Genomic DNA, 20,730 nt, shown 5'->3' with positions numbered 1-20,730 from the left:
GTAATCAGACGTAGCGCGGACTCAACAAGTCGCAAATGGTGCACGTCATTCGTCCGCCAATTCGTTTGTCACTCCTGGTGCGGGGAGTACCGGAGTGTCGTCTTCGCTACGACCACTCATTCGCCCGAAGGCATGACAAGGAGCATCGACTACCTCCCCGGCGTGTCCGCTCCTGCCGATACCGCCCGACCAGGCCTGCGAGCGACACGGAGGACTGAAACCTCGGCACCACCCGACCCCTGCTCGCGACTTGCACAGCACCAGGGCACCGAACAACCCGGCGTCTGCAGAGTTCTGCAGACACCGGGTCGCGGTCGGGCTGTGCGGGACGCGCTCGGGCAGCTCAGCCGGTCCTGTGACCCGTCACAGCTGGCCGAGCGTCACCCCGACCGGAGTACTGCTGCGGGAGCCGGCGATGCCGCTGGGCGCAGCAGGCGTCGAACCATTGGAGAGCACATTGCCGCTGACCGCAGCGTTCACCCCACCGGCGGTGACGATGTAGCACTTCCAGGACCGCTGGTGGCCCCCGAAGACGTTGTTGCGGACGGTCATCGAGTTGGCGTTGCCGCCCTTGCTGGTGAACTTGCTGGAGCACTCACCGTTGTCGATGAAGTTGTTCTCCACCAACAGATTCCTGACACTCCCCCACTCGGGGGCAGCCATCACACCGAGACTGTTGGATCCGGTCATCACGTTGCTGCGGATGGTGATGTTGTCGCCCCGCAACACCTGGACGCTGTCGTTGTGGGTACCACCGGACTGCTGGGACTGCCAGTGGTTGGCGTAGTAGACGTTCTTGCCCAGCACCGAGCTCTCGATATTCACGTTGGAGCCGGTGATGTTGATCGAGTCGACCTGGCCGGAGATGTTCACCCGGCGTGCGGTGAAGTTCGAGCCGCCGATACCGGACGCATTCCACTCCGACGGGGTGGCTTCGGCGATCACGGTGTCCTCGATCAGCAGGTTCGCCGCCCCGGCCCTTGCGTCCACCAACGGCCGGTACAACCGGGCCGCCGCGTTCGTCCCACCACGGACGACCGAGTTCTTGATGGTCACGTTCGCAGCCCTGACGACGATGGACCCACGGACATCCATCCGGCTGACCACCTGACCGGGTGTGCTCACGACCAGGTCACCCCTGACCACGGTCAGAGTCACGACCGGCACCGGCGTCGGCGCCGTCGCAGTGCCCGGTCGCGCTACCGAGAACAGTGCCTCCCTGCGCACCCAGCCGGCAGCCTGCAGCGGCGCTTCCCGGGAGCCTTGCTGCACCAGCTGGGAGACCTTGCCCCTGGAGTAGCGATAGACCCGGATACACCCCGTGCCACCGGCCGGCAGCGCGTAGAACTCGCGACGCTGGAAGCGGAATCCTGCCAGGGTGGCTGCTCGTGCGTTCGAGCTGCCGTAGGCGGCCCACCGGAAGCTCTGCGTGCGTCCGTTGTACATCCGGATGATCGGGACCGTTCCCGACTTCTGCTGGGTGGATGCCTTCATGGTGACTCCCCGCGCGGAGGTGAAACCCTTCTGCGCGGAGGAGAGGTACTCACTCGAGCTGGCAGTGATGAGACTGGAACCGGTCGGCGTGTTCGCCTGGTAGATGTTGGAGGTCAGCACCGTGCAGCCGGCCGACACCGCCGCAGCCGCACCCGCCGCCGGGACGGCGGCCAGCAGTGATGCCGCACCCAACACCCCGGCGACCATCGTTGCCGACCACCGCGTACGAGACCTGCCAGCGCGAACGACTGCCTGATTCATCATTGCCTCCACCGCGGGATTACTACTAGTGACCGGTAGGTAACCAGACGCGATCCCGTATTGACCAGCGCTGGGCAGGCAATCGGGACGGCTGCGTCACTCTTTTGGTCACTACCCGTGAGCCGCCAAGCGGGACGAGATCTTCGATCCGTGGTGTTCTGCTGCCAGGGGCGTGACAGGGCGGCACATGGGTTGCCCCCAGTCCCGGCTCTACCGTCCTCGCGCGGATTCCCCGATCCGGCGCACCCGGAGGAGGGAACTTCGAAATGGGGAGCCTGCGGCGGTGTGGTCGTGCCTTCGACCGAAGGTTCACTGGTAAGAACCACGCCGACAACGTCAAGAGCCACCCACCTTCAATTCCGGCGAGTGGCTCTTGACAACAGCTGGTGGCCAGGGCCGGGATCGAACCGGCGACCTTTCACTTTTCAGGCGAACGCTCGTACCGACTGAGCTACCTGGCCAGAGCAGCCGGGACCGGCTCGTGAGAATCGAACCGGCCCCGGTACCTGCGACCCTGACGGGACTTGAACCCGCGACCTCCGCCGTGACAGGGCGGCGCGCTAACCAACTGCGCCACAGGGCCTTGCGCTGACCAACCGTACCGGATGAAACCGGGCCGACCGACCAGTACCCCCAACGGGATTCGAACCCGTGCTACCGCCGTGAAAGGGCGGGGTCCTGGGCCGCTAGACGATGGGGGCCGGACCAGCAGTCCGCCTCCAACGGCATGCCGTTGGGAGCCTGATCATCATAGGGCACCGTCGGAGCGGGTTCCAAAACGCGAGCTCTGGGGCTCCCTGCGCTCCTGGAGGAGCCACCTGGCCGCCCATCCGCGTCGACGGACGGGCGAACCGGCCCCGCCCCGAGGGGGCAGGACCGGCTCCGGCCCAGCAGTGCTGGCGACGTCTGGTTCAGCTGTCGGCGCGGTGCTTCGGCGGCTCCTCGGGATGCACGACGGCGCCGAGATCCTCCGGCAGTGGATGAGCCGCGTCCACCGATCCGTGGCGGGGACCGTCGGTCCCGTCGCCGACCGCACCGGTGGGTGCTGTGCCGGCAGCCGCTGCGGTGGACGTTTCGCCGGCGGCTGCAGCGGTGGGCGCGCCCGACGCGGATGCCACACCGACCAGCTCGTCGTCCTTCGACATCACGAGGGCGTCGTCTGCGTTCCCGCCCGCAGAACCCGCCGCTACGGCGGCAGCCTCGGCCTCTGCCTGCTGACGCTCCTGGAGCGCGGACATGGTGCGCAGCGGAACTTCCTTCATGAACAGGATCAGGATCCAGGCCAGCAGGGCCACCACGGCCGCTGCCAGGAAGACCGGACGCATCGAGTCGACGAAACCGAGCTGGTACGGCTGAGCCAGCACGGGGTCGACCCGCTGCAGGAACGAGGTGTCGGCGGACATCTGCTGCCCGAAGCCGGTGACCACCGCACGGATGGCGGCCGGATCCTGCGAGCCGGCCTGCTGCGCGGCGGCAGCGAGGAAGTCCTGGCTCTGGAATGCCGTCGTCACCCGCGTACTGATGTTGTCGCCCAGCTTGCTGAACAGCAGCGAGAGGAACACCGCGACGCCGATTGTGCCGCCGGTCTGGCGGAAGAAGGTCGCCGTCGAGGTGGCGACACCGATGTCGGTGGGCGGCACCGCGTTCTGTGCCGCCAATGTCAGGGTCTGCATGCTGGTGCCGATCCCGAATCCGATCAGGAACATCAGAACCCACAGCACGATGCTCGGGGAATCGGTCTGCAACACGAGCGCGAAGAGCGCGGCCGCGATGATCAGCAACGGCAGGCCGAGCACCGGGAAGATCTTGTACTTGCCGGTTTTCGCGGTCAGTTGACCCGAGATGATCGACGCGCTCATGATGCCGATCGTCATGGCCAGCATCTGCAGTCCGGACTGGGTCGGTGTGGCGCCCCGGACGATCTGCAGGAACAGCGGGATCGTCAGGATCGCGCCGAACATGGCCATGCCGACGAGGATCCCGGAGCCCTGGACCAGTGAGAACGTCTTGTCCTTGAACAGCCGCATCGGGATCAGCGCGTCGTTGCCCATCGCGAACTCGATCCGGATGAAGGCTGCCAGCCCGACGACGGTCAGCACGTAGCAGACGATCGACGCGGTCGACGACCAGCCCCACTCACGGCCCTGCTCGGCGACCAGCAGCATCGGCACCAGACCGACGATCAGCGCGACAGCACCCCACCAGTCGATGCGGTGCTCACGCGGGGTGTGCGGGATGTGCAAGACCTTGAACACGATGGCCAACGCCACTACCCCGATCGGCACGTTGATCAGGAAGACCCAGCGCCAGCCGGTGATGCCCAGGATGGAGGGGGCGCCCGCGAACAGGCCACCGACCAGCGGCCCGATCACGGAGGAGGTACCGAACACGGCTAGGAAGTAGCCCTGGTACTTGGCCCGCTCACGAGGCGCGAGGATGTCGCCGATGATGGCCAGTGCCAACGAGAACAGACCGCCGGCGCCGAGCCCCTGGAAGGCCCGGAACGCCGCTAGCGACTCCATCGACCAGGCGAACGTGCAGGCGACCGAGCCGATCACGAACAGGGTGATGGCCAACAGGAAGAACGGGCGACGGCCGTAGATGTCGGACAACTTGCCGTAGAGCGGCGTCGCAATGGTGCTGGTGATCAGGTAGGCGGTGGTGACCCAGGCCTGCAGGCTGATGCCGTTGAGATCGTCGGCGATGGTGCGGATGGCGGTCGAGACGACCGTCTGGTCGAGCGCGGCGAGGAACATGCCCGCCATCAATCCGCCCAGGATGGTCAAGATCTGTTTGTGGGTCAGCCCCCCGGCTGAGTCCGTCTGGGTGGCCGGTGCCGGCCGGCCGCCGCTCGCGGCTGTGGTGGTGGTCATGGTGTCCCCGGGTTCTTCGGTAGGAGGTCTGTGTCGGGATGGGCGTGGGACGCGGTCGGAGATGGCGTCCGAAGTTTTCATGGAGCGGTGGCGACCTCGGCAAGGGTGGCGATGAGGTCGTCGCCCCGGGCCGCGAAGTTGTCGATGTAGCGCCGCAACAGCTCGACGAACACGGCCCGCTCCTGCGACGTCCAGTCCTTCACGACCGTCTCGAACAAGCCGTCGACGGCTGCCCGGAGCTTGCCGAGCCGTTGGACCCCGGCAGCCGTGAGGACGACGTGGATCGCCCGGCCGTCCTGCGGATCTGCCTCTCGCCTTGCCAACCCGGTGCGCACCAGCAGCGCCACCTGGCGGGAGACCGTCGAGGGGTCGGCATGCAGGATCGCTGCCAGTTCACCGCTGCGCTGCGGCCCGTGCTTCCGCATGGCGAACATCAACTGGATCGGCAGCGACTCCTCGTGCCCACCCTGGAACAGCTGCTGCTTGGTGCGAACGAGCTGACGCATCAGCGTCATCATCACGCCAGGGATGTCCTCGGGTTCGGGTACCCCGCTGGTGCTGCTCGTCGCGGCGTCCGCGATCCTCGGACCGGTCATCTTGTTGCCCTCACTAACTAGTTGTGCCGTGCAAGTATCGCTCGTCCGTCCAGTAGTTGCATCGCTCAACAGAGTGATGTTGGTCATCAGAAGGGTGGTCGTGCCGACCATCCCGGCACGTTCCTGGGCGGCGGGTGCGCCACCACAGATGAAGTAGGCTTCTGCGGCGTCAGGGCCTCTAGCTCAATCGGTAGAGCATCGGACTTTTAATCCGCTGGTTCCGGGTTCGAGCCCCGGGGGGCCCACCTCCTCAGCATCGGAGCACCGACCGCTCCGGCAGGTCAGTGCGCGACGGTGAAGCTCAGCCGGACGTCGGGACCGAATCGGGTGACGTCCCGCAGCTCGAGACGATGAGCCTCGGCCAGGGTCGCCACCGATCCCCCCTCCACCGCGGCTGGTCCGGCGCCCAGCACGATCGGGGCCAGATAGCTGACCACGTCGTCCACCAGCCGGGCATCCAACGCAGCCGCGGCCAACCTCGGTCCACCTTCGAGCAGTACGTGGCGACGTCCGCGGGTGAACAGATCCGCCATCAGCGCGGCCAGGTCGACCCGGCCGCCTGGGCCGGGATAGTTCGTCGCGGTGGCAACGAGCGCGTCCCCGGGCCCGGCCAAAAGTTGTGCACCGGAAGGGGTTCGGCCCGTACTGTCGACCACCACCCGGAGCGGCTGCCGCGCCGACTCCAGCCCGCCCGGGTCTCGGACGGTGAGTCGCGGATCGTCGGCGAGCACGGTGCCGATCCCGACCATCATCGTGTCGACCTCCGCGCGCAGCCGGTGGACGTCCGCTCTGGACGCCTCCGAGGTGATCCATCTGCTGGTGCCATCAACGGCGGCCACTCGACCGTCCACCGTCATCCCCGTCTTCAGCGTGACGAACGGTCGCCGGTTCGCCATCGACGTCAGCCAGACCCGGTTCACCTCGGCGGCGACCGCGCCGATCGCCAGCTCGGACACGTCGATCACCTGGATCCCGGCGGCGATCAGCCGTTCCACCCCGCCGGCAGCGGGTTCGAAGGGATCTCGCGCTCCGACCACGACCCGCTCTATCCCGGCCGCGATCAGCGCCTCGGTGCACGGCCCCGTCCGGCCGGTGTGGTTGCACGGCTCCAGGGTGATGACCGCGGTCCCTCCGTGCGCCCGCACGCCGGCGTCAGCGAGCGCGTTCACCTCCGCATGCGGGCCCCCCGCCCGCTCGTGCCAGCCCTCCCCCACCACGGAGCCGTCCGTGCCGAGCACCACGCATCCCACCACCGGATTGGGCAGCGTACGGCCGATCCCGTTCGCGGCCAGCTCCGCCGCCCGCTCCAGCGCCGATCGCTCCGCGTCCAGCACAGGCAGTGAGCCGGATCCCGGGACGACGGTCATGACGCCGATACTGCCCGATCCCACTGTGCTGTCCGCCACGGCACTCCGCGCCATGGAGGGCGTCGGTCACCCAGAGGGCTGGTCGCCCGTCGTGTCGCCCCGCGGTCGCGTTCGGCGCCCTATCCTGTGCGCACAGCATCCGGAGTAGCCGCCGCGCTGGAGGCCGCCGGGCGAGGGTGGTCCGACCCGCCCAGCAGCGTCGCTGCCATCACATCGCGAGGACACACCAGGTGGACGACGTCACCACGGCCCAGCAGCCCGAGCGGCCCCCAGCTCCGGCGGTCATCGACGTTCCCGGACCCTGGCTGACGGATCGTCAGCAGCATGTCTGGCGCTCGTTCCTGATGATGACGCGGATGGTGGACGACCAGATCGAACGGGACATGCAGCGCAGTGGCGACATGCCCTTCGCCTACTACCTGATCCTCGCGATGCTCAGTGAGGCACCGGACCGGCGGCTGCGGATGAACAAGTTGTCCGAGGTGGTCGGGTTCTCCCAGTCGCGGCTCTCGCACGCGGTCACCCGGCTGGAGGATCTGGGTTGGGTGCGGCGCGAACAGTCCAGCGCCGACAAGCGGGGGCAGTACGCCTCACTCACCCCCGCTGGGCTCGCCACCCTCGAGCGGGTCGCACCGTCGCACGCCGAGATCGTGCGGTCGATCGTCTTCGATCCGCTGTCACCGCGGCAACTCGACGCACTCGAGGACATCGTGCGGACGCTGATCGGTGCCGGACCGCCCGAGGAACGCGACCGGCATGCGCGCAACATCCATCCCGACCTGATCGACTGAGTGGCTGCCCGGACGGCCGGGTCAGCTCACTCGGCGCCGTGGCCGGCCGGCACCTGCTCGTTCACCGGGACAGGGCCTGGCGGCGTTCCCTCACCGAAAGGCCTGCCGCCCAGAGCTTCCCGGCCGTGCGGGGAGAGCCAATCGTGCAACTCAGGGCCCTTCGGGACGATCTGCGTCGGATTGATCTCGCTGTGCACGAAGTAGTAGTGCTGCTTGATCTGGACGAAGTCCGTGGTGTCACCGAAGCCCGGGGTCTGGAACAGGTCGCGGGCGTAGGCCCACAACACCGGCAGCTCGGTGAGCTTGCTGCGGTTGCACTTGAAGTGGCCGTGGTACACCGGATCGAACCGGGCGAGGGTGGTGAAGAGACGGACATCGGCCTCGGTGATGGTGTCCCCCACCAGGAACCGCTGGTTCTCCAGCCGCTCGGTCAGCCAGTCCAGCGCGGTGAACAGCCGATCGTAGGCCGACTCGTACGCCTCCTGGGAACCGGCGAAACCGCAGCGGTAGACACCGTTGTTGACCTCGGTGAAGACCCGCTTGTTGACGGTGTCGATCTCCTCCCGCAGGTGCTCGGGATACAGCTGCGGGGCACCCTCGCGGTGGAACTCGGTCCACTCGGTGGAGAAGTCCAGGGTGATCTGCGGGTAGTTGTTGGTGACCACCTCGCCGGTGCGCTCGTCGACGATCGCGGGCACGGTGATACCGCGCGGATAGTCCGGGAACCGCTGGAAGTAGGCCTGCTGCAGGCGCTCGATGCCCAGCACCGGGTCCTTGCCGCCCGGGTCGAGGTCGAAGGTCCACGAGTTCTTGTCGTGGGTCGGGCCGCAGAGACCCATCGAGATGACCCCTTCCAACCCGAGCAGGCGCCGGACGATGATGGTCCGGTTCGCCCAGGGACACGCGCGGGCCGCGATGAGCCGGTACCGGCCGGGCTCGACCGGATGGCCGCTCGCCCCGTCACGGGTGATCCTGTCCTCGATGTAGTTCGTGTCGCGGGTGAACTCCTTCCCGCCGGTGACGTACGAGCCTGCTTCCCCGCCCTTTGATGTCATGTCATCCACTGTGCCACTTCGGGAGGCTGTTCAACTCCTGTCCGACGGCACGTCACCCGGCTGCCCCGAATGTCCCGGCGAGGGCTCTGATCCACTCCCCGACCCGGTAGCAGAATGGCCCACGTCCTGTATGACAAGGTCGTGGGCCATTCCGGTGCCGAGCCGCCTTGGGGAATCGAACCCCAGACCTTCTCATTACGAGTGAGATGCTCTACCGACTGAGCTAAGGCGGCAACGCTGCAGAAGTCTACCGGCTGCAACCAACGCCCCTGCACACCCTCAGCGGCTCAGCGGTGGGCATACAGATCCCGCAGCAGGGCGATCTCGGCGAGGTGGTGGATGGCCTCGCGGTTGATGTGCGCCACCAGCTCTCCCATCGAGTGCTCGGCCCACGGACCCTCGGCGGGCCCCACCCGTCGGTGCAGATCATCCACCGTCAGGCCACGTACCCCGCCGCTCCAGGCCGCGTACGTGGCATCCAGCTGGGCGAGTGCCTCGTCAGCTGTTCCGGCGTAGGGCCACGCGTCGTAGTCTGCGATCCCCCAACTGAAGGTGGCATCGAAGTGTGACGCTGCACGAGCCCCGAGCACGCCGACGATGACGTGTGCGAGCCGCCAGCCGATGGTCGTCACCGGAGCAGGATCGGGGGCCGGATGACCGAAGTCGATGGTCCAGTCACCGCTGCCCTTCTGCTCCGGGGAGGACCGCCGCCGGACACCCCAGCAGTCGACCACCGGTTCCCGGTGCAGCTCCTCGTCGGTCAGGCCGTCGAGTCGCGGGCGGGCCCGGTTCTCGAAGTGCCAGCTGAGCTGCTCGGACAGCACGGTGACCGGATCGAACTCGGTGGTGGTGTTCAGCATGGCGTGACGCTGTCACACGCCTCCGACAGTGCCGCTCCACGACGCAAGTGGGTCCGCGGAGCTCAGAGCGCTGAGTGGGACTTCCACTCCGACCAGCTCAGGGCCCAACCGTAGTAGTCCCCGTCGGACGCGCTCAGCTTGACGCTCGTCCCGGTCACCACGACCGGATCCCCGTAGATCGCCTTGCCGAAATAGGCCTTGGCGTTCTTCGCATTGAGGTTGATGCAGCCATGACTGACGTTCTGCTTCCCCTGCACGTCGACCGAGGCGAGGTTCTGGTGGATGAACTCGCCGTTGTTGCTGATCCGGACGGCCCACTTCTCCGGGAGGTCCTTGTAGCCGTACGCCGGGTTGCTCATCTTCGTGTCGGCCTTCTTGTCGGTGACGATGTGGATGCCCGAGCGGGTCACCAGGTTGGGATCGCCGACATCGTCGCCGCGACCCATCGACATCGGGTACCGGGCCACGACCTTGCCGGATTCCTTCACGGTGAGGATCTTCGAGTCCGGGTCGGCGTAGGTGACCCGGTTGCGACCGATGGTGAAGTTCCTGGTCACCACGTCGCGCGGGCCGTACATCCCGTCCGCGAACGGCACTCCCAGCAGGTCCACCGTGACAGTCACCTCGATACCGGCCGGCCAGAAGTCCTTGGGACGGAAGTCGAGCGAGGCGTAGTCATCGCCGTCGTGGGTGAACCACGCCCAGGCCCCCTCCACCTTCGGCGTGGTGGTGATCTTCACGTGTCGCTGGATCTCAGCCCGCTGCTCGTCACTCGCGTAGTAACCGAACCGGACGATCACCGGCGAGGCGACACCGACCTTCGCATCCTCGTCCGGGGTGATGCCGGTACTGACGGTGTCCGATACCGAGAACACCGTCCAGGTGCCGGCGATCCTGGCCGGCTCGGTGCCCGCCGCGCCGGTAGCGACCCCGGTTGCGGTGTAGACGCCGCTGTACCGCAGCCGCTGGTTCGAGGTCCAGCTGGTGCGGTCCTCGGTGAACGAGCCTGCAATGGCGCTGCCGTCCGCGGCGCGGACCTCGAGCGTGGTGATCGTGCCCCCGGCGGCCGTGACTCTCAGCGGCTGCAGCGGGCCGACGGTCTCCGACCCGAACGCCGGGTCGGCCGTCACCGACGCAGGCTTGACGGCCGGCCTCAGGGATGTGGTCACCGGAGTCGTAGTCACCGGAGTCGTGGTTACCGGAGTCGTCGTCCCCGAAGTCGTGGTCACCGGAGTCGTAGTCACCGGAGTCGTGGTTACCGGAGTCGTCGTCCCCGAAGTCGTGGTCACCGGAGTCGTCGTCACCGGAGTCGTCCCCGGAGTCGTCGTCCCCGGAGTGACGGAGCTCGGGCCTGAGGTAGCGGTGTCAGGTGTCGTGGAGGCGGAGATCGTCGGGGCCGACGACCTTGCCGATGACGACCTGGCAGATCCGTTCGGATCGAGGACGGTGATCGGTGCCGCTGTCGTGCTGCTACCGGTGGTGGTGGAGGCGACAGACGATCTGGTGGAGGGAACGGCGGCAGCGCTCCGTCCGACGGAGTCGGTCGCGATCGGGGACGTGCTGCAGGCCGAGGCCAGTAGCGCTGCTCCGATCATCATCGCGGCGACCGCCGCCCCCCTGGTGCTGCCCATCGGAATTCCTCACTGGTTGATTCGAAACCGCTTCGGCGTACGCGTCCGTCGGTGCAGGATCGAACTGCTCCGATCCTCACCCCATTGATACGCGTCAGGCGGACGAAGGTTGCGCAGCTTCGGACACGAGTCGGCAACGATGCTTCGAAAAGATGACCGACGTTCCACCCGAACCGGACAGCAGAACCGGTCGATCGCGGACGGTCACCGGCGGTTGGTCCGATCGGGCAGTGCAGCGGCCCCTGCGTCAGCGGCTGTCGAACGCCTTGCGGGAGGCGCACACCGAAGCCTTGCTGCAGACCTGCGACGAGCCGTCGGCATACAGCTTGACGACCAGACCGTCCCGCGGCACCGAGTGCGCCGTCACGACCCCGTCGCCGTCCGGGGTGGTCACCTTCGACCCGACCGGCGGCGCATCGCGCTTGAACTCCTGGTACAGCGGGTGCTCGTACTTCAGGCAGCACATCAGCCTGCCGCAGGCACCGGAGATGCGCAGCGGATTGGTCGGCAGATCCTGGTCACGGACCATGGCCAGGGTCACCGGTTCGTAATCCTTGAGGAACGTCGAGCAGCAGGTGTCCCGGCCGCAGGAGCCGATGGCGCCGGTCACCCGCACCGCATCACGGGCGGGGAGCTGACGCAACTCGACCCGGCTGCCGAGGGTGGCCGACAGATCACGCAGCAGGGAGCGGAAGTCGACCGTGTCCGGCGAGGTGTAGAAGATGACGATCTTGTTGTCCGCGGGTCGCGGATCGGCGGCCAACACCTTCATGTCGAGGTCGTGCTCCCGCACGAGTTTGCGGGTCGCGACGATGGTGCGGGCCTTGATCCGGCGGATCCGCTCCGTCTCCACCAGGTCATCGTCGGTGGCCATCCCGACCAGCCGCGGGAAACCCTCGGTGTCGTCCGAGACGTACTCGGCCGCCCACATCACCTGCGCCGCGACCGACCCCTGCTCGGTGGGCACCAAAACGTGGTCGCCGACCTCGAGCTGGAGCTCACCGGGGTCCGCGTAGTGCAACTGGCCCTTCGGCGAGAAGGCGACCGCGCAGAGCATTCCCATCCCGGCAGCCTAGCCATCAGCGGCCCTGACCCACACCGGACAAGATCGTCATCAGCGCTTCGAGGGCGATCTGGGGCTTGACGTTCATCTCGATCGCCTCCCGGCAGGCGAGCACCGCTTCCAGCCTGCGAAGGCCGCCGTCGGCGCCGATCTCGGCCGCCGCCGCCGCACTCTGCTCGGAGCGGTCGGGGTGCGACAGCGGAACCCGCGCCCCTTCGGCCGTCACCACGACGTCCCGGTAGTACCCGGACAGTTCGATCAGGGCCTGGTCGACGATGTCCCGTTGGGTGCGGGTCTGCCGGGTCTTCTGCCGATTCTCCAGCTCCTTGACGATGCCGGTCGTGCCCCGGGCCGCGGCGGCTGCGCCCTTGCCGGTACCGCCGGCGCCGAGCGCGGTCTTCAACTCCTCGATCTCGCCGGCATTCCGACCGGCGAGCTGCTCTCCTGCATCGGACTTCGCGTCCTTGTCGAGCTGCTCGGCGGCGCCGTAGGCCTGCCCGAGGCGCCGGATCGACGCGAGCCCGAGCACCCATTCGCGACGGGACCTGGCCCCCTCGTCGCGGGCGAGCCTACGGGCCCGACCGATGTGCCCGCCGCAGACCGAGGCCGCCCAGCGCGCGGTCTCCGGCTCGATCCCGTCACGCCGGACGAGCACCTCGGCGATCGCCGTCACCGAGGGGGCCCGCAGTCCGAGCACCCGGCAGCGCGAGCGGATCGTCACCGACACGTCGTCCGGGTGGGTGGACGGGGCGCACAGCAGGAACACTGTGTGCGAGGGCGGTTCCTCGACCATCTTGAGCAACGCGTTCGCCGCACCCTCGGTGAGCCGATCGGCGTCCTCGATGATGACGATCTGTCGGCGCGCCGTCGACGGTTGCCGGGACGCGTCCTGCACGACCTTCCGCATCAGCTTGACCGAGATCGACAGCCCCTCGGGGATGACGGTCCGCACGTCGGCATGGGTGCCCGCCAGCACCGTGCGGCAGTGGAGGCACTGGCCGCAGCCCCGCAACGTGCACTGCAGTGCGGCGGCGAACGCCCGCGCCGCGGTCGACCGGCCAGAGCCGGGCGGGCCGGTGATCAACCAGGCATGCGTCATCGCGGAGGTCGGCACGCCAGGGTCGTCATGGGTGGCCGCAACCGCAGCCATCAGATCGTCGACTGCCCCCGGCTGGCCGACGACGTCGAGCCAGACCCCGGCCGGCACGTCGACGGTGGGTGCGCTCATGGCAATGAACCTACCGAGCGGGACCGACAGCGTAGAGCGCGAGCAGCCCGCACCGGCGACACCGATCGGCCCTGACCTCCAGATGCACCCGGCCCCGCCACTTGAGCCCCTTGAGCAGACCGAACTCGGGGACGCCCGGCATCCACCGCCCGACGATCATGCCGCCCGGCTGGCTGTCCGGGAGGTATCCGGCATCAAACCCGTCGGTCGAACCGCAACTCGGGCAGGCGGGAACAGATGGGTTCATGGCGCCAAGGTAGGGCAGGGCCGGCGGTCACCGTGAGCGTTCGACGGGATGCGATGAATCCGGGGCCGGGCGAGCTGCCGCACCCCGTCGTCGTTCTCCGGCCTACCGGGGCCGCGAACAGGGCAGGTCAGCCGAGCAGAGCCACCACTTCGCCCAGCGTGGCCACCACCTGCACCCGCTCGTCCAGATTGTCCGGCACGCTCTGGTGGCTGTCGGAGCGGACCAGCCACGCCGCTTGCATGCCGAGCTGCACGGCGGGCGTGATGTCGCGGCCGAGGTGGTCGCCCACCGAGAGGATCTCCGCCGCGGGAACACCGAGGTCGGTCCTGGCATGGTCGAACAGTCGCCGGTCCGGCTTGCCGATGCCGTAGGTACCGGTGGTCAGGACGGAGACGAAGCGGGAACCGAGACCGGAGATGCGGACCTTCATGTCCGCGAGCAGCTGGGAGGAGTTCGTCACCAGCGACATCGGCAGTCCGGCGTCGTCGGCCGCGTCCAGCAGCTCGAGCGTGTCGTCGAACAGGGCCTGCGACTTCTCGAACGCCGACCAGTAGTCGGTCTCGAAGGTGGAGAACCGATCACCCACGTCTGCCAGCTCGTGGTGGCCCCTGGTCTCCTCGAACCGGAGCCTGCGCATCTCCATGAACTCGATCTCGCCGCGGGCGTACCGCTCGTAGAACTGCTGCGGGTCGAAGCAGTAGCGCTCGCCGAATCCCCGCCACCGTCGGGGATCCGCATCCGGCCAGAGGTCCTTCGCCACCAGCGTTCCGGCCTCGACCATCGCCGCACGGGTGTCGATCAGGGTGTCATCGAGGTCGAGGATCAGCGCCGAGATGCGTTGCGACACTGCACCCTTCGCGGTCGATGGGCGCTCAGATCGCACGGTAGATCCCGAGGTATGCCGGGTGCCACGGCAGCACCCGCCACACCGGCGCCCCGACGAACGGCGCGAAGGTACCGAACTCCTGGACGAACCCGCACTCCTCGACCAGTGCGGACGCAGCGCGTCCGCTCGGCCGGTAGATGTGCGTCGGGTCCTGGTCGTAGGAACCGGCATACATCCTGGCCTGCACCGCATTCCCGATGGTGGGCAGGTGCATGACGAACAGCCCTCCCGTCCGCAACCGAGCACGCACCGCTGCCACACCGGCCCACGGGTCCTCGAGGTGCTCGACGATGTTGATCGCGGTGATCACGTCGAACTCACCGGCGAACGCGCCGTCATCCGGCAGACCCTCGATCAGGCTGGCCACCCGCACCTGCGCGTCGGGAAGACGTTCCGCGCAGGCCCGGACCGCATAGTCGGAGATGTCCACCCCGAACGACGCGAACTCCGGCCTCATCGCCTCCAGGAACAAGCCCAGTCCGCAGCCGACGTCGAGCAACCGCCCGCCCGGAACGCGGCGCAGCACCTGCCGACGGATGAACCGGTCGCGGACGGTGTCGACGACCCCCTTGGCGCCCTCCCCGGACCGGGACATCGCGTAGTAGTCCTCGGCGTACTCGCCACCTTCCGGCACCTGCCGACCTCCTTCTCATTCCTGATCACGTGTGCCGACCCCGCGGCGCCGCTTCTCGCGCGCGCCGGGAGCAGGTGCCCACCGGGTGCGGCAAGCTTCCGCTCCGGGTCACGCTACCCAGATCGCAGACGACCCGCCGTCGGTGGCCGGGTCTACCCTCCCCAGAGTGACTGTGACCCGACCCGACGACCATCTCCAAGAGCAGGCGACGGGCCCCGAACGGTCACCGGAGCACCCGGCGCGGGCGCCGGGTGGGCCGGGCTGGATCCGCCGGCTGCTGCGCTACTGCCGTCGCTATCCGTTCGTCACCGGGATGACGGTCGTCGGTTCGGGTTCGCTCGCGATCAACGCGCTCACCCCGCTGCTCACCAGGGCGGTGGTCGACGACGTCACCCAGGGGCGCCCCTCGGCGTCGCACTGGGCGATCCTCGGCCTGGTCGCGGTGGCCGTCGCGCTGTTCGGCACCACGTTCCTGCGTCGCTGGGCGGCGGGCAAGCTCAGCCTCGACGTGCAGCACGACCTCCGGCAGGACGTCTTCACTGCGATCCAGCGGCTGGACGGCCCTGGCCAGGACAGCCTCCGCACCGGCCAGGTGGTCTCCAGGGCCAACTCCGACCTGCAGCTCGTCCAGGGACTGATGTCCATCGCACCGATGGCATTCGGCCAGATCGCCCTGGCCGTCGTGTCGTTCGTCATCATGATCGTGCTATCGCCGCTGCTGACGCTCACCGCGGTGCTGGTCGTGCCGGCCGGGATCGTGCTGTTGCGCACCTTCCGCGACCAACTGCTGCCGGCCAACTGGATCGCCCAACAGGCGGCCGCCGACGTCGCCGACGTGGTCGAGGAGAACGTCACCGGGGTGCGGGTGGTCAAGGGTTTCGGCCAGGAGGACCGCGAGGTCGCCAAACTGAGCGCCGCGGCCCGCACGCTGTACCGCTTCCGGCTGCGCGCCGCGCGGATCACCGCACGCACCAACCTGTTGGTGAGCGTCACCACGTTCGGTCAGGTGCTGGTGCTGCTGCTCGGGGGCTGGCTGACCATCAACGGACGGATCAGCCTGGGCACGTTCGTGGCCTTCACCCTCTACGTCGCCTCGCTCGTCGGGCCGACCCGCTTCATCGTGATGCTGTTCTCGATCGGCCAGCAGGCCGGCGCTGCGGTGGACCGCGTGCTGCAGATCGTCGACCTCGACGCCTCGATCGTCGATCCCGCCGAACCGCTCCCGGTACCGCCCGGCCCGCTGGACGTCCGGTTCGATGACCTGTCGTTCGGCTATTCGGCCGAAGCCGTCGTGCTGCAACGGTTCTCCCTGCACGTCCAGGCTGGTTCGACGGTAGCGGTGATCGGCCCGTCCGGTTCCGGCAAGTCCACGCTGTCGTTGTTGTTGCCCCGGTTCTACGAACCATCGGAGGGCAGCGTGCGGATCGGCGGGCGCGACCTCCGCGACCTGCGCCTCGCTGAGCTGCGAGCAACCGTCGGGGTGGTGTTCGAGGAGGCGTTCCTGTTCTCGGCGAGCATCAGCGACAACATCCGCTACGGCCGTCCGGACGCCACCGACGCGGAGGTGCGCGAGGCTGCGGTGGCCGCCGAGGCGGACGGGTTCATCGCCGCCCTGCCGGAGGGGTTCGACACCGTGATCGGCGAGCGCGGGCTCACCCTCTCCGGCGGTCAACGTCAGCGTCTGGCGTTGGCGCGGGCGATGATCACTGATCCGCGGGTGCTGATCCTGGACGACGCCACCAGCGCCGTGGATCCGTCGACCGAGGCAGCCATCCTGCAGACGCTGCACCGCGTGACGGCCGACCGGACGACGATCCTGATCGCCCACCGGCGCTCGACGCTCGGGTTGGCCGACACGGTAGCCGTCATGGACCGCGGCCGGCTGGTCGACCACGGCACCCAGGAGGAACTCGCGCTGCGCTGCGCGCTGTTCCGCCGGCTGCTGGGCTCGGACCTGCACGAGGCGCCGGAGAGCCTGCTGCCGGGGCCGGACGGCATCACGCAGGCCCTCTGGCCGGACGAGCCGGGGCGCTCGGAAGACGACCCGGCCGAACTCGTGCTGGACGCGACCGCCCGAGAGCCGGTGGCCGGTAAATCGGGTGGACGTACCGGGGGACGCGGTGGCGCAGTGGGCGAGATGGCGTCCGCGCCGCTGACTCCCGATCTGGCCGCCAAGATCCGGGCGCTGCCCCCGGCGCTCGACGAACCCGAATCGCCTGCGGCGACCGGAACTCTGCCCGGCCGTGCTGCCGGGTCCGCGGCCGATCCCGAGCAGAGCACCTTCTCGCTGCGCTCTGCGTTGGCACCGGTGAAGGGACTGATGCTGACTGCTGTGGTGCTGGTCGCGCTCGGCGCCGCCACCGGGGCGGCGCTGCCGGCGCTGCTGCGCGCCGGGATCGACCACGGCGTCAGGCCGGCCGCGATGTCGACGGTGCTGCTGCTGACCTGCATCGCCGCCGTCGTCGTGCTGCTGGACTACCTGATCCAACGCGGGCAGGCGATCATCACCGCCCGCGCCGGCGAATCGGTGCTGTTCCACCTGCGCACCAGGACCTTCCGGCATCTGCAGCGGCTGGGTCTCGACTACTACGAGCGCGAGATGGCCGGCCGGATCATGACCCGGATGACGACCGATGTCGATGCCCTGTCGTCGTTCCTGCAGACCGGCCTGGTGCAGGCGCTGGTGTCGATCGCGACGTTCGCGGCGATCGCGATCGCGCTGCTGGTGATGAATGCCGGGCTGGCGCTGGTCGCCTTCGCGGCCCTGCCGGTGCTGGTCGTCGCGACGTTCTTCTTCCGCCGCTACAGCGCCGCCCAGTACACCAAGGCCCGGGAACAATCCGCGGAGGTCAACGCCGACCTCCAGGAGAACGTCGCGGGACTGCGCGTCGCCCAGGCGCTGGGTCGGCAGGGTCGCAACTCCCGCCGCTTCTCGGAGAAGTCGGATGCCTACCGCCGCACGCGGATGCGAGCCCAGGTGGCCATCGCGCTGTACTTCCCGTTCGTCGCGTTCCTCGCCGACCTCGCCTCCGCCGGCACGTTGCTGGTCGGATCGACGCAGGTCGCGGCCGGCACCCTCACCGCGGGCACCCTGTTGGCATTCGTGTTGTACCTCAACAACTTCTTCACCCCCATCCAGCAGCTGTCACAGGTCTTCGACGGCTACCAGCAGGCCGCGGTCTCCCTCCGCAGGATCGACGAGCTGCTCAACACACCGACGTCGGTGCCGCCGGCGCGCAATCCTGTTGTCCTCGCGGACGTCTCCGGCGAGGTCGACCTGCGCGGGGTCTCCTTCCGGTACGCACCGGACACCCCGTGGGCGCTGCAGGATCTCGAGTTCCGCTTCGTCCCCGGTGAGACAGTGGCCGTCGTGGGCGCCACCGGCGCAGGCAAGTCGACCCTCGTCAAGCTGATCGCCCGGTACTACGACGTCACCGAAGGTGCGGTGCTGATCGACGGGACCGACCTGCGCACGCTCGAGCTGCAGTCCTACCGTCGGCACCTGGCCGTCGTCCCGCAGGAGCCCCATCTGTTCTCCGGGACGATCCGCGACAACATCGCCTACGGCCGCCCGGAGGCCACCGACGCGGAGGTGGAGGCAGCGGCCAGATCCGTCGGCGCGCTGGAGGTGATCGGCACCCTGCCCGGCGGCTTCCACCACCGGATCGCCGAGCGGGGGCGCAACCTGGCCGCCGGTCAACGGCAGCTCGTCTCGCTGGCGCGAGCGCACCTGGTCGACCCGGCCATCCTGCTGCTGGACGAGGCAACAGCGGCCCTGGACCCGGCAGCGGAGCTGGCAGTGCTGCAGGGCAGCGACGAGCTCGCCACCGGACGCACCACGATCGTCGTCGCGCACCGGCTGGCCACTGCGGAACGCGCCGATCGCATCATCGTGATGGAGCACGGCCGGGTGGTCGAGATCGGTGCCCACGCCGAGCTGCTCGGCCGGGAAGGCGCCTACGCGGCGCTCTACGGCGAGCGGGAACGCTGACCGGCGCACGGCCCCGGTCACGTAACGGGCTGGTAAATCTCCGGCTCGGTTGCGCGTAGTTGCTCGCTGCGGTCCTAAGCTGCCCATTTGTACACGTCGGGGTACACCTCCGCGCGACGCCTCCCCTGCTGGACAGGCGTCGGACTGCGGATCTTCGAACAGGAGTGACATGAAGCGAGTTCGTTCCCTGGTGGCGGTCTCCATCGCTGCCGCCCTGCTGGTGAGTGCCTGCGGCAGCGATTCCGCTGACTCGGGCACGTCCGGCGGGGCCTCCGACGACGCGAAGACGCTGGTCGTCAACGATGCGTTCGACCTGAAGACCTCCGACCCCGCGCGGGCGTTCGAGCTCACCGGATCGGTCGTCGACCACGCCGTCTACGAGACCGCGCTCAACTACGACGGCGCCGACGTCAAGAAGATCGTCCCCGGCATCGCCTCATACAAGCTCTCGGCGGACAACAAGGTGCTGACCTTGACGCTGGAGGGCACCCACACATTCTCCGACGGCACCCCCGTCACCGCAGACGACATCGTCTTCTCCTACCAGCGGGTGCAGGGCATCGCCGGCAACCCGTCGTTCCTGCTCGACGGCGTGACCGCTGCGAAGGTCGACGACAAGACCGTCACGCTGACCAGCAAGACCGCCAATCCGCAGCTGCCGTTCATCCTGCCGAACCCGTCGCTGGGGATCGTGAACTCCAAGGCGGTCAAGGCGAACGGCGGGACGATGGACGCCAAGGACGCCGCCGAGAACTACCTCAACACCACCTCGGCCGGCTCCGGTCCGTACATGATCGACACCTACGACGTGCAGTCCCAGGTGATCTTCAAGACCAACCCCAACTACCCGGGCACCAAGCCCGCCTACGGCCGCGTCGTGATGTCGAACGTCCCGGGCGCCACCCAGAAGGTCAACATCCAGGCCGGGACCGCACAGGTCGCGTTCTCGCTCTCCCCCGACGACATCGCCTCGCTCGACACCAGCAAGACCAAGGTGATCGCCAGTGCCAGCACCACCACGATCTTCATGTGGTTCAACATGGACGCTGCCTTCGGCAAGACCGCAGCTGACGCCAAGTTCGTCCAGGCCATGCGGCATGCGATCAACTACGCCGACCTGCTCAAGCTGGCCGGTACCGGATCCGCGCAGCCCGGTGGTCTGGTCCCACTGAGCTTCCTGGGTGCGCTCGACAAGGACGACAACAATGCCTACGACGTCGACAAGGCCAAGTCGCTGCTCGCCGAATCAAAGTACAAGGGCGAGGAGATCTCCATCCTGTACTCCTCCGACGTGGCCGTCGGCGGTGTCAAGATCGGCGACGTCGCGCAGGCCATCGAGCAGCAGGCAGCCGCGATCGGCGTCAAGCTGAAGCTCAACCCGCAGCCGAGCTCGACCTCGCTGGACTCCTTCCGCAGCGGTAAGACCCAGGCCGGCGTCGCGTACTGGGGTGCTGACTACCCGGACCCCGCCGACTACCTCGTCTTCGCTCCGGGCCAGAGCCTGGGCAAGCGGGCGGCCTGGGCGGAGTCGATGGCGCCGGATTCGACGAAGCTCGCCACCGCAGCGGCCGAGGCCAGCGGCGACGACGCCCGCGCCGCGGCCTACGTCGCCCTGCAGAAGCAACTCAACGTCGAGGGTCCGTTCATTCCGCTGTTCCAGCCCGCGGACAACACCGTGGTCTCCTCGTCGCTGAGCAACGTCGTCGTCAACCCCATCTGGGGCTTGGACTTCGCGTCGATCTCCTGACGTGCC

General features: G+C 68.1%; 16 protein-coding genes and 5 tRNA genes. 5 read left to right on the top strand and 16 right to left on the bottom strand.

What is annotated here, in order from left to right; genetic code table 11:
• Window positions 1-363: 363 nt before the first annotated feature.
• The 6 genes from ABLG96_RS04950 to ABLG96_RS04925 all read right to left on the bottom strand — a co-directional run bounded on the left by ABLG96_RS04950 (window position 364) and on the right by ABLG96_RS04925 (window position 5,311).
• Entirely contained in the window at window positions 364-1,701 is a 1,338-nt protein-coding gene (locus ABLG96_RS04950) for a hypothetical protein (RefSeq protein WP_353650287.1), read from the bottom strand.
• Window positions 1,702-2,139: 438 nt separating this feature from the next.
• Window positions 2,140-2,216 (bottom strand) — tRNA-Phe (locus ABLG96_RS04945).
• 48 nt (window positions 2,217-2,264) lie between these two features.
• Window positions 2,265-2,338 (bottom strand) — tRNA-Asp (locus ABLG96_RS04940).
• Between the two features lie 45 nt (window positions 2,339-2,383).
• Window positions 2,384-2,456 (bottom strand) — tRNA-Glu (locus tag ABLG96_RS04935).
• Between the two features lie 210 nt (window positions 2,457-2,666).
• Window positions 2,667-4,628: an MDR family MFS transporter gene (locus tag ABLG96_RS04930; protein ID WP_353650286.1), complete on the bottom strand. Its 1,962-nt coding sequence runs from the start codon at window positions 4,626-4,628 to the stop codon at window positions 2,667-2,669.
• Window positions 4,629-4,705: 77 nt separating this feature from the next.
• On the bottom strand, window positions 4,706-5,311 hold the full coding sequence (locus ABLG96_RS04925; protein WP_353650285.1) for a MarR family transcriptional regulator: 606 nt from the start codon (window positions 5,309-5,311) through the stop codon (window positions 4,706-4,708).
• 85 nt (window positions 5,312-5,396) lie between these two features.
• Here ABLG96_RS04925 and ABLG96_RS04920 point away from each other — a divergent pair.
• Window positions 5,397-5,469, top strand: a tRNA-Lys gene (locus ABLG96_RS04920).
• 36 nt (window positions 5,470-5,505) lie between these two features.
• On the opposite strand, the gene ribD is transcribed toward ABLG96_RS04920, so the two are convergent.
• The gene (gene ribD / locus ABLG96_RS04915; RefSeq protein ID WP_353650284.1) at window positions 5,506-6,591 is read right to left on the bottom strand and encodes a bifunctional diaminohydroxyphosphoribosylaminopyrimidine deaminase/5-amino-6-(5-phosphoribosylamino)uracil reductase RibD; all 1,086 of its coding nucleotides are present in this window, start codon (window positions 6,589-6,591) and stop codon (window positions 5,506-5,508) included.
• A gap of 230 nt (window positions 6,592-6,821) precedes the next feature.
• Between ribD and ABLG96_RS04910 the strand changes: the two genes are divergently transcribed.
• Entirely contained in the window at window positions 6,822-7,382 is a 561-nt protein-coding gene (locus ABLG96_RS04910; protein ID WP_353650283.1) for a MarR family transcriptional regulator, read from the top strand.
• A 26-nt stretch (window positions 7,383-7,408) separates the two neighbouring features.
• On the opposite strand, the gene ABLG96_RS04905 is transcribed toward ABLG96_RS04910, so the two are convergent.
• From ABLG96_RS04905 to ABLG96_RS04890, 4 genes are all read right to left on the bottom strand, one after another.
• The gene (locus ABLG96_RS04905) at window positions 7,409-8,437 is read right to left on the bottom strand and encodes a glutathione S-transferase family protein (protein WP_353650282.1); all 1,029 of its coding nucleotides are present in this window, start codon (window positions 8,435-8,437) and stop codon (window positions 7,409-7,411) included.
• A gap of 160 nt (window positions 8,438-8,597) precedes the next feature.
• Window positions 8,598-8,670: transfer RNA gene (locus tag ABLG96_RS04900), tRNA-Thr, on the bottom strand.
• A 54-nt stretch (window positions 8,671-8,724) separates the two neighbouring features.
• The gene (locus ABLG96_RS04895; protein ID WP_353650281.1) at window positions 8,725-9,297 is read right to left on the bottom strand and encodes a DinB family protein; all 573 of its coding nucleotides are present in this window, start codon (window positions 9,295-9,297) and stop codon (window positions 8,725-8,727) included.
• Window positions 9,298-9,359: 62 nt separating this feature from the next.
• Window positions 9,360-10,466, bottom strand: coding sequence for an Ig-like domain-containing protein (locus ABLG96_RS04890; RefSeq protein ID WP_353650280.1), 1,107 nt, complete (start codon window positions 10,464-10,466; stop codon window positions 9,360-9,362).
• 22 nt (window positions 10,467-10,488) lie between these two features.
• Here ABLG96_RS04890 and ABLG96_RS04885 point away from each other — a divergent pair, with 22 nt between their 5' ends.
• Window positions 10,489-11,016: a hypothetical protein gene (locus tag ABLG96_RS04885; protein WP_353650279.1), complete on the top strand. Its 528-nt coding sequence runs from the start codon at window positions 10,489-10,491 to the stop codon at window positions 11,014-11,016.
• A gap of 159 nt (window positions 11,017-11,175) precedes the next feature.
• On the opposite strand, the gene ricT is transcribed toward ABLG96_RS04885, so the two are convergent.
• From ricT to ABLG96_RS04860, 5 genes are all read right to left on the bottom strand, one after another.
• Window positions 11,176-11,991: a regulatory iron-sulfur-containing complex subunit RicT gene (gene ricT, locus ABLG96_RS04880; RefSeq protein WP_353650278.1), complete on the bottom strand. Its 816-nt coding sequence runs from the start codon at window positions 11,989-11,991 to the stop codon at window positions 11,176-11,178.
• 16 nt (window positions 11,992-12,007) lie between these two features.
• Entirely contained in the window at window positions 12,008-13,219 is a 1,212-nt protein-coding gene (locus tag ABLG96_RS04875) for a DNA polymerase III subunit delta' (RefSeq protein WP_353650277.1), read from the bottom strand.
• Window positions 13,220-13,229: 10 nt separating this feature from the next.
• The gene (locus tag ABLG96_RS04870) at window positions 13,230-13,466 is read right to left on the bottom strand and encodes a hypothetical protein (RefSeq protein WP_353650276.1); all 237 of its coding nucleotides are present in this window, start codon (window positions 13,464-13,466) and stop codon (window positions 13,230-13,232) included.
• A 127-nt stretch (window positions 13,467-13,593) separates the two neighbouring features.
• Window positions 13,594-14,313: an HAD family hydrolase gene (locus tag ABLG96_RS04865; protein ID WP_353650275.1), complete on the bottom strand. Its 720-nt coding sequence runs from the start codon at window positions 14,311-14,313 to the stop codon at window positions 13,594-13,596.
• Between the two features lie 25 nt (window positions 14,314-14,338).
• Window positions 14,339-14,986: a class I SAM-dependent methyltransferase gene (locus ABLG96_RS04860; RefSeq protein ID WP_353650274.1), complete on the bottom strand. Its 648-nt coding sequence runs from the start codon at window positions 14,984-14,986 to the stop codon at window positions 14,339-14,341.
• Window positions 14,987-15,152: 166 nt separating this feature from the next.
• Between ABLG96_RS04860 and ABLG96_RS04855 the strand changes: the two genes are divergently transcribed.
• Complete coding sequence (locus ABLG96_RS04855) at window positions 15,153-18,977, top strand: ABC transporter ATP-binding protein (protein ID WP_353650273.1); 3,825 nt, start codon at window positions 15,153-15,155, stop codon at window positions 18,975-18,977.
• Between the two features lie 169 nt (window positions 18,978-19,146).
• Window positions 19,147-20,724 (top strand): ABC transporter substrate-binding protein, encoded by a 1,578-nt coding sequence (locus ABLG96_RS04850; RefSeq protein ID WP_353650272.1) that lies wholly within the window; start codon window positions 19,147-19,149, stop codon window positions 20,722-20,724.
• Window positions 20,725-20,730 lie beyond the last annotated feature (6 nt).

It is taken from the genome of Nakamurella sp. A5-74, from assembly GCF_040438885.1.
Taxonomy (GTDB): domain Bacteria; phylum Actinomycetota; class Actinomycetes; order Mycobacteriales; family Nakamurellaceae; genus Nakamurella.
Note: the sequence above shows the minus strand (reverse complement) of the source record. Positions and strands in the feature narration are given on the sequence as shown.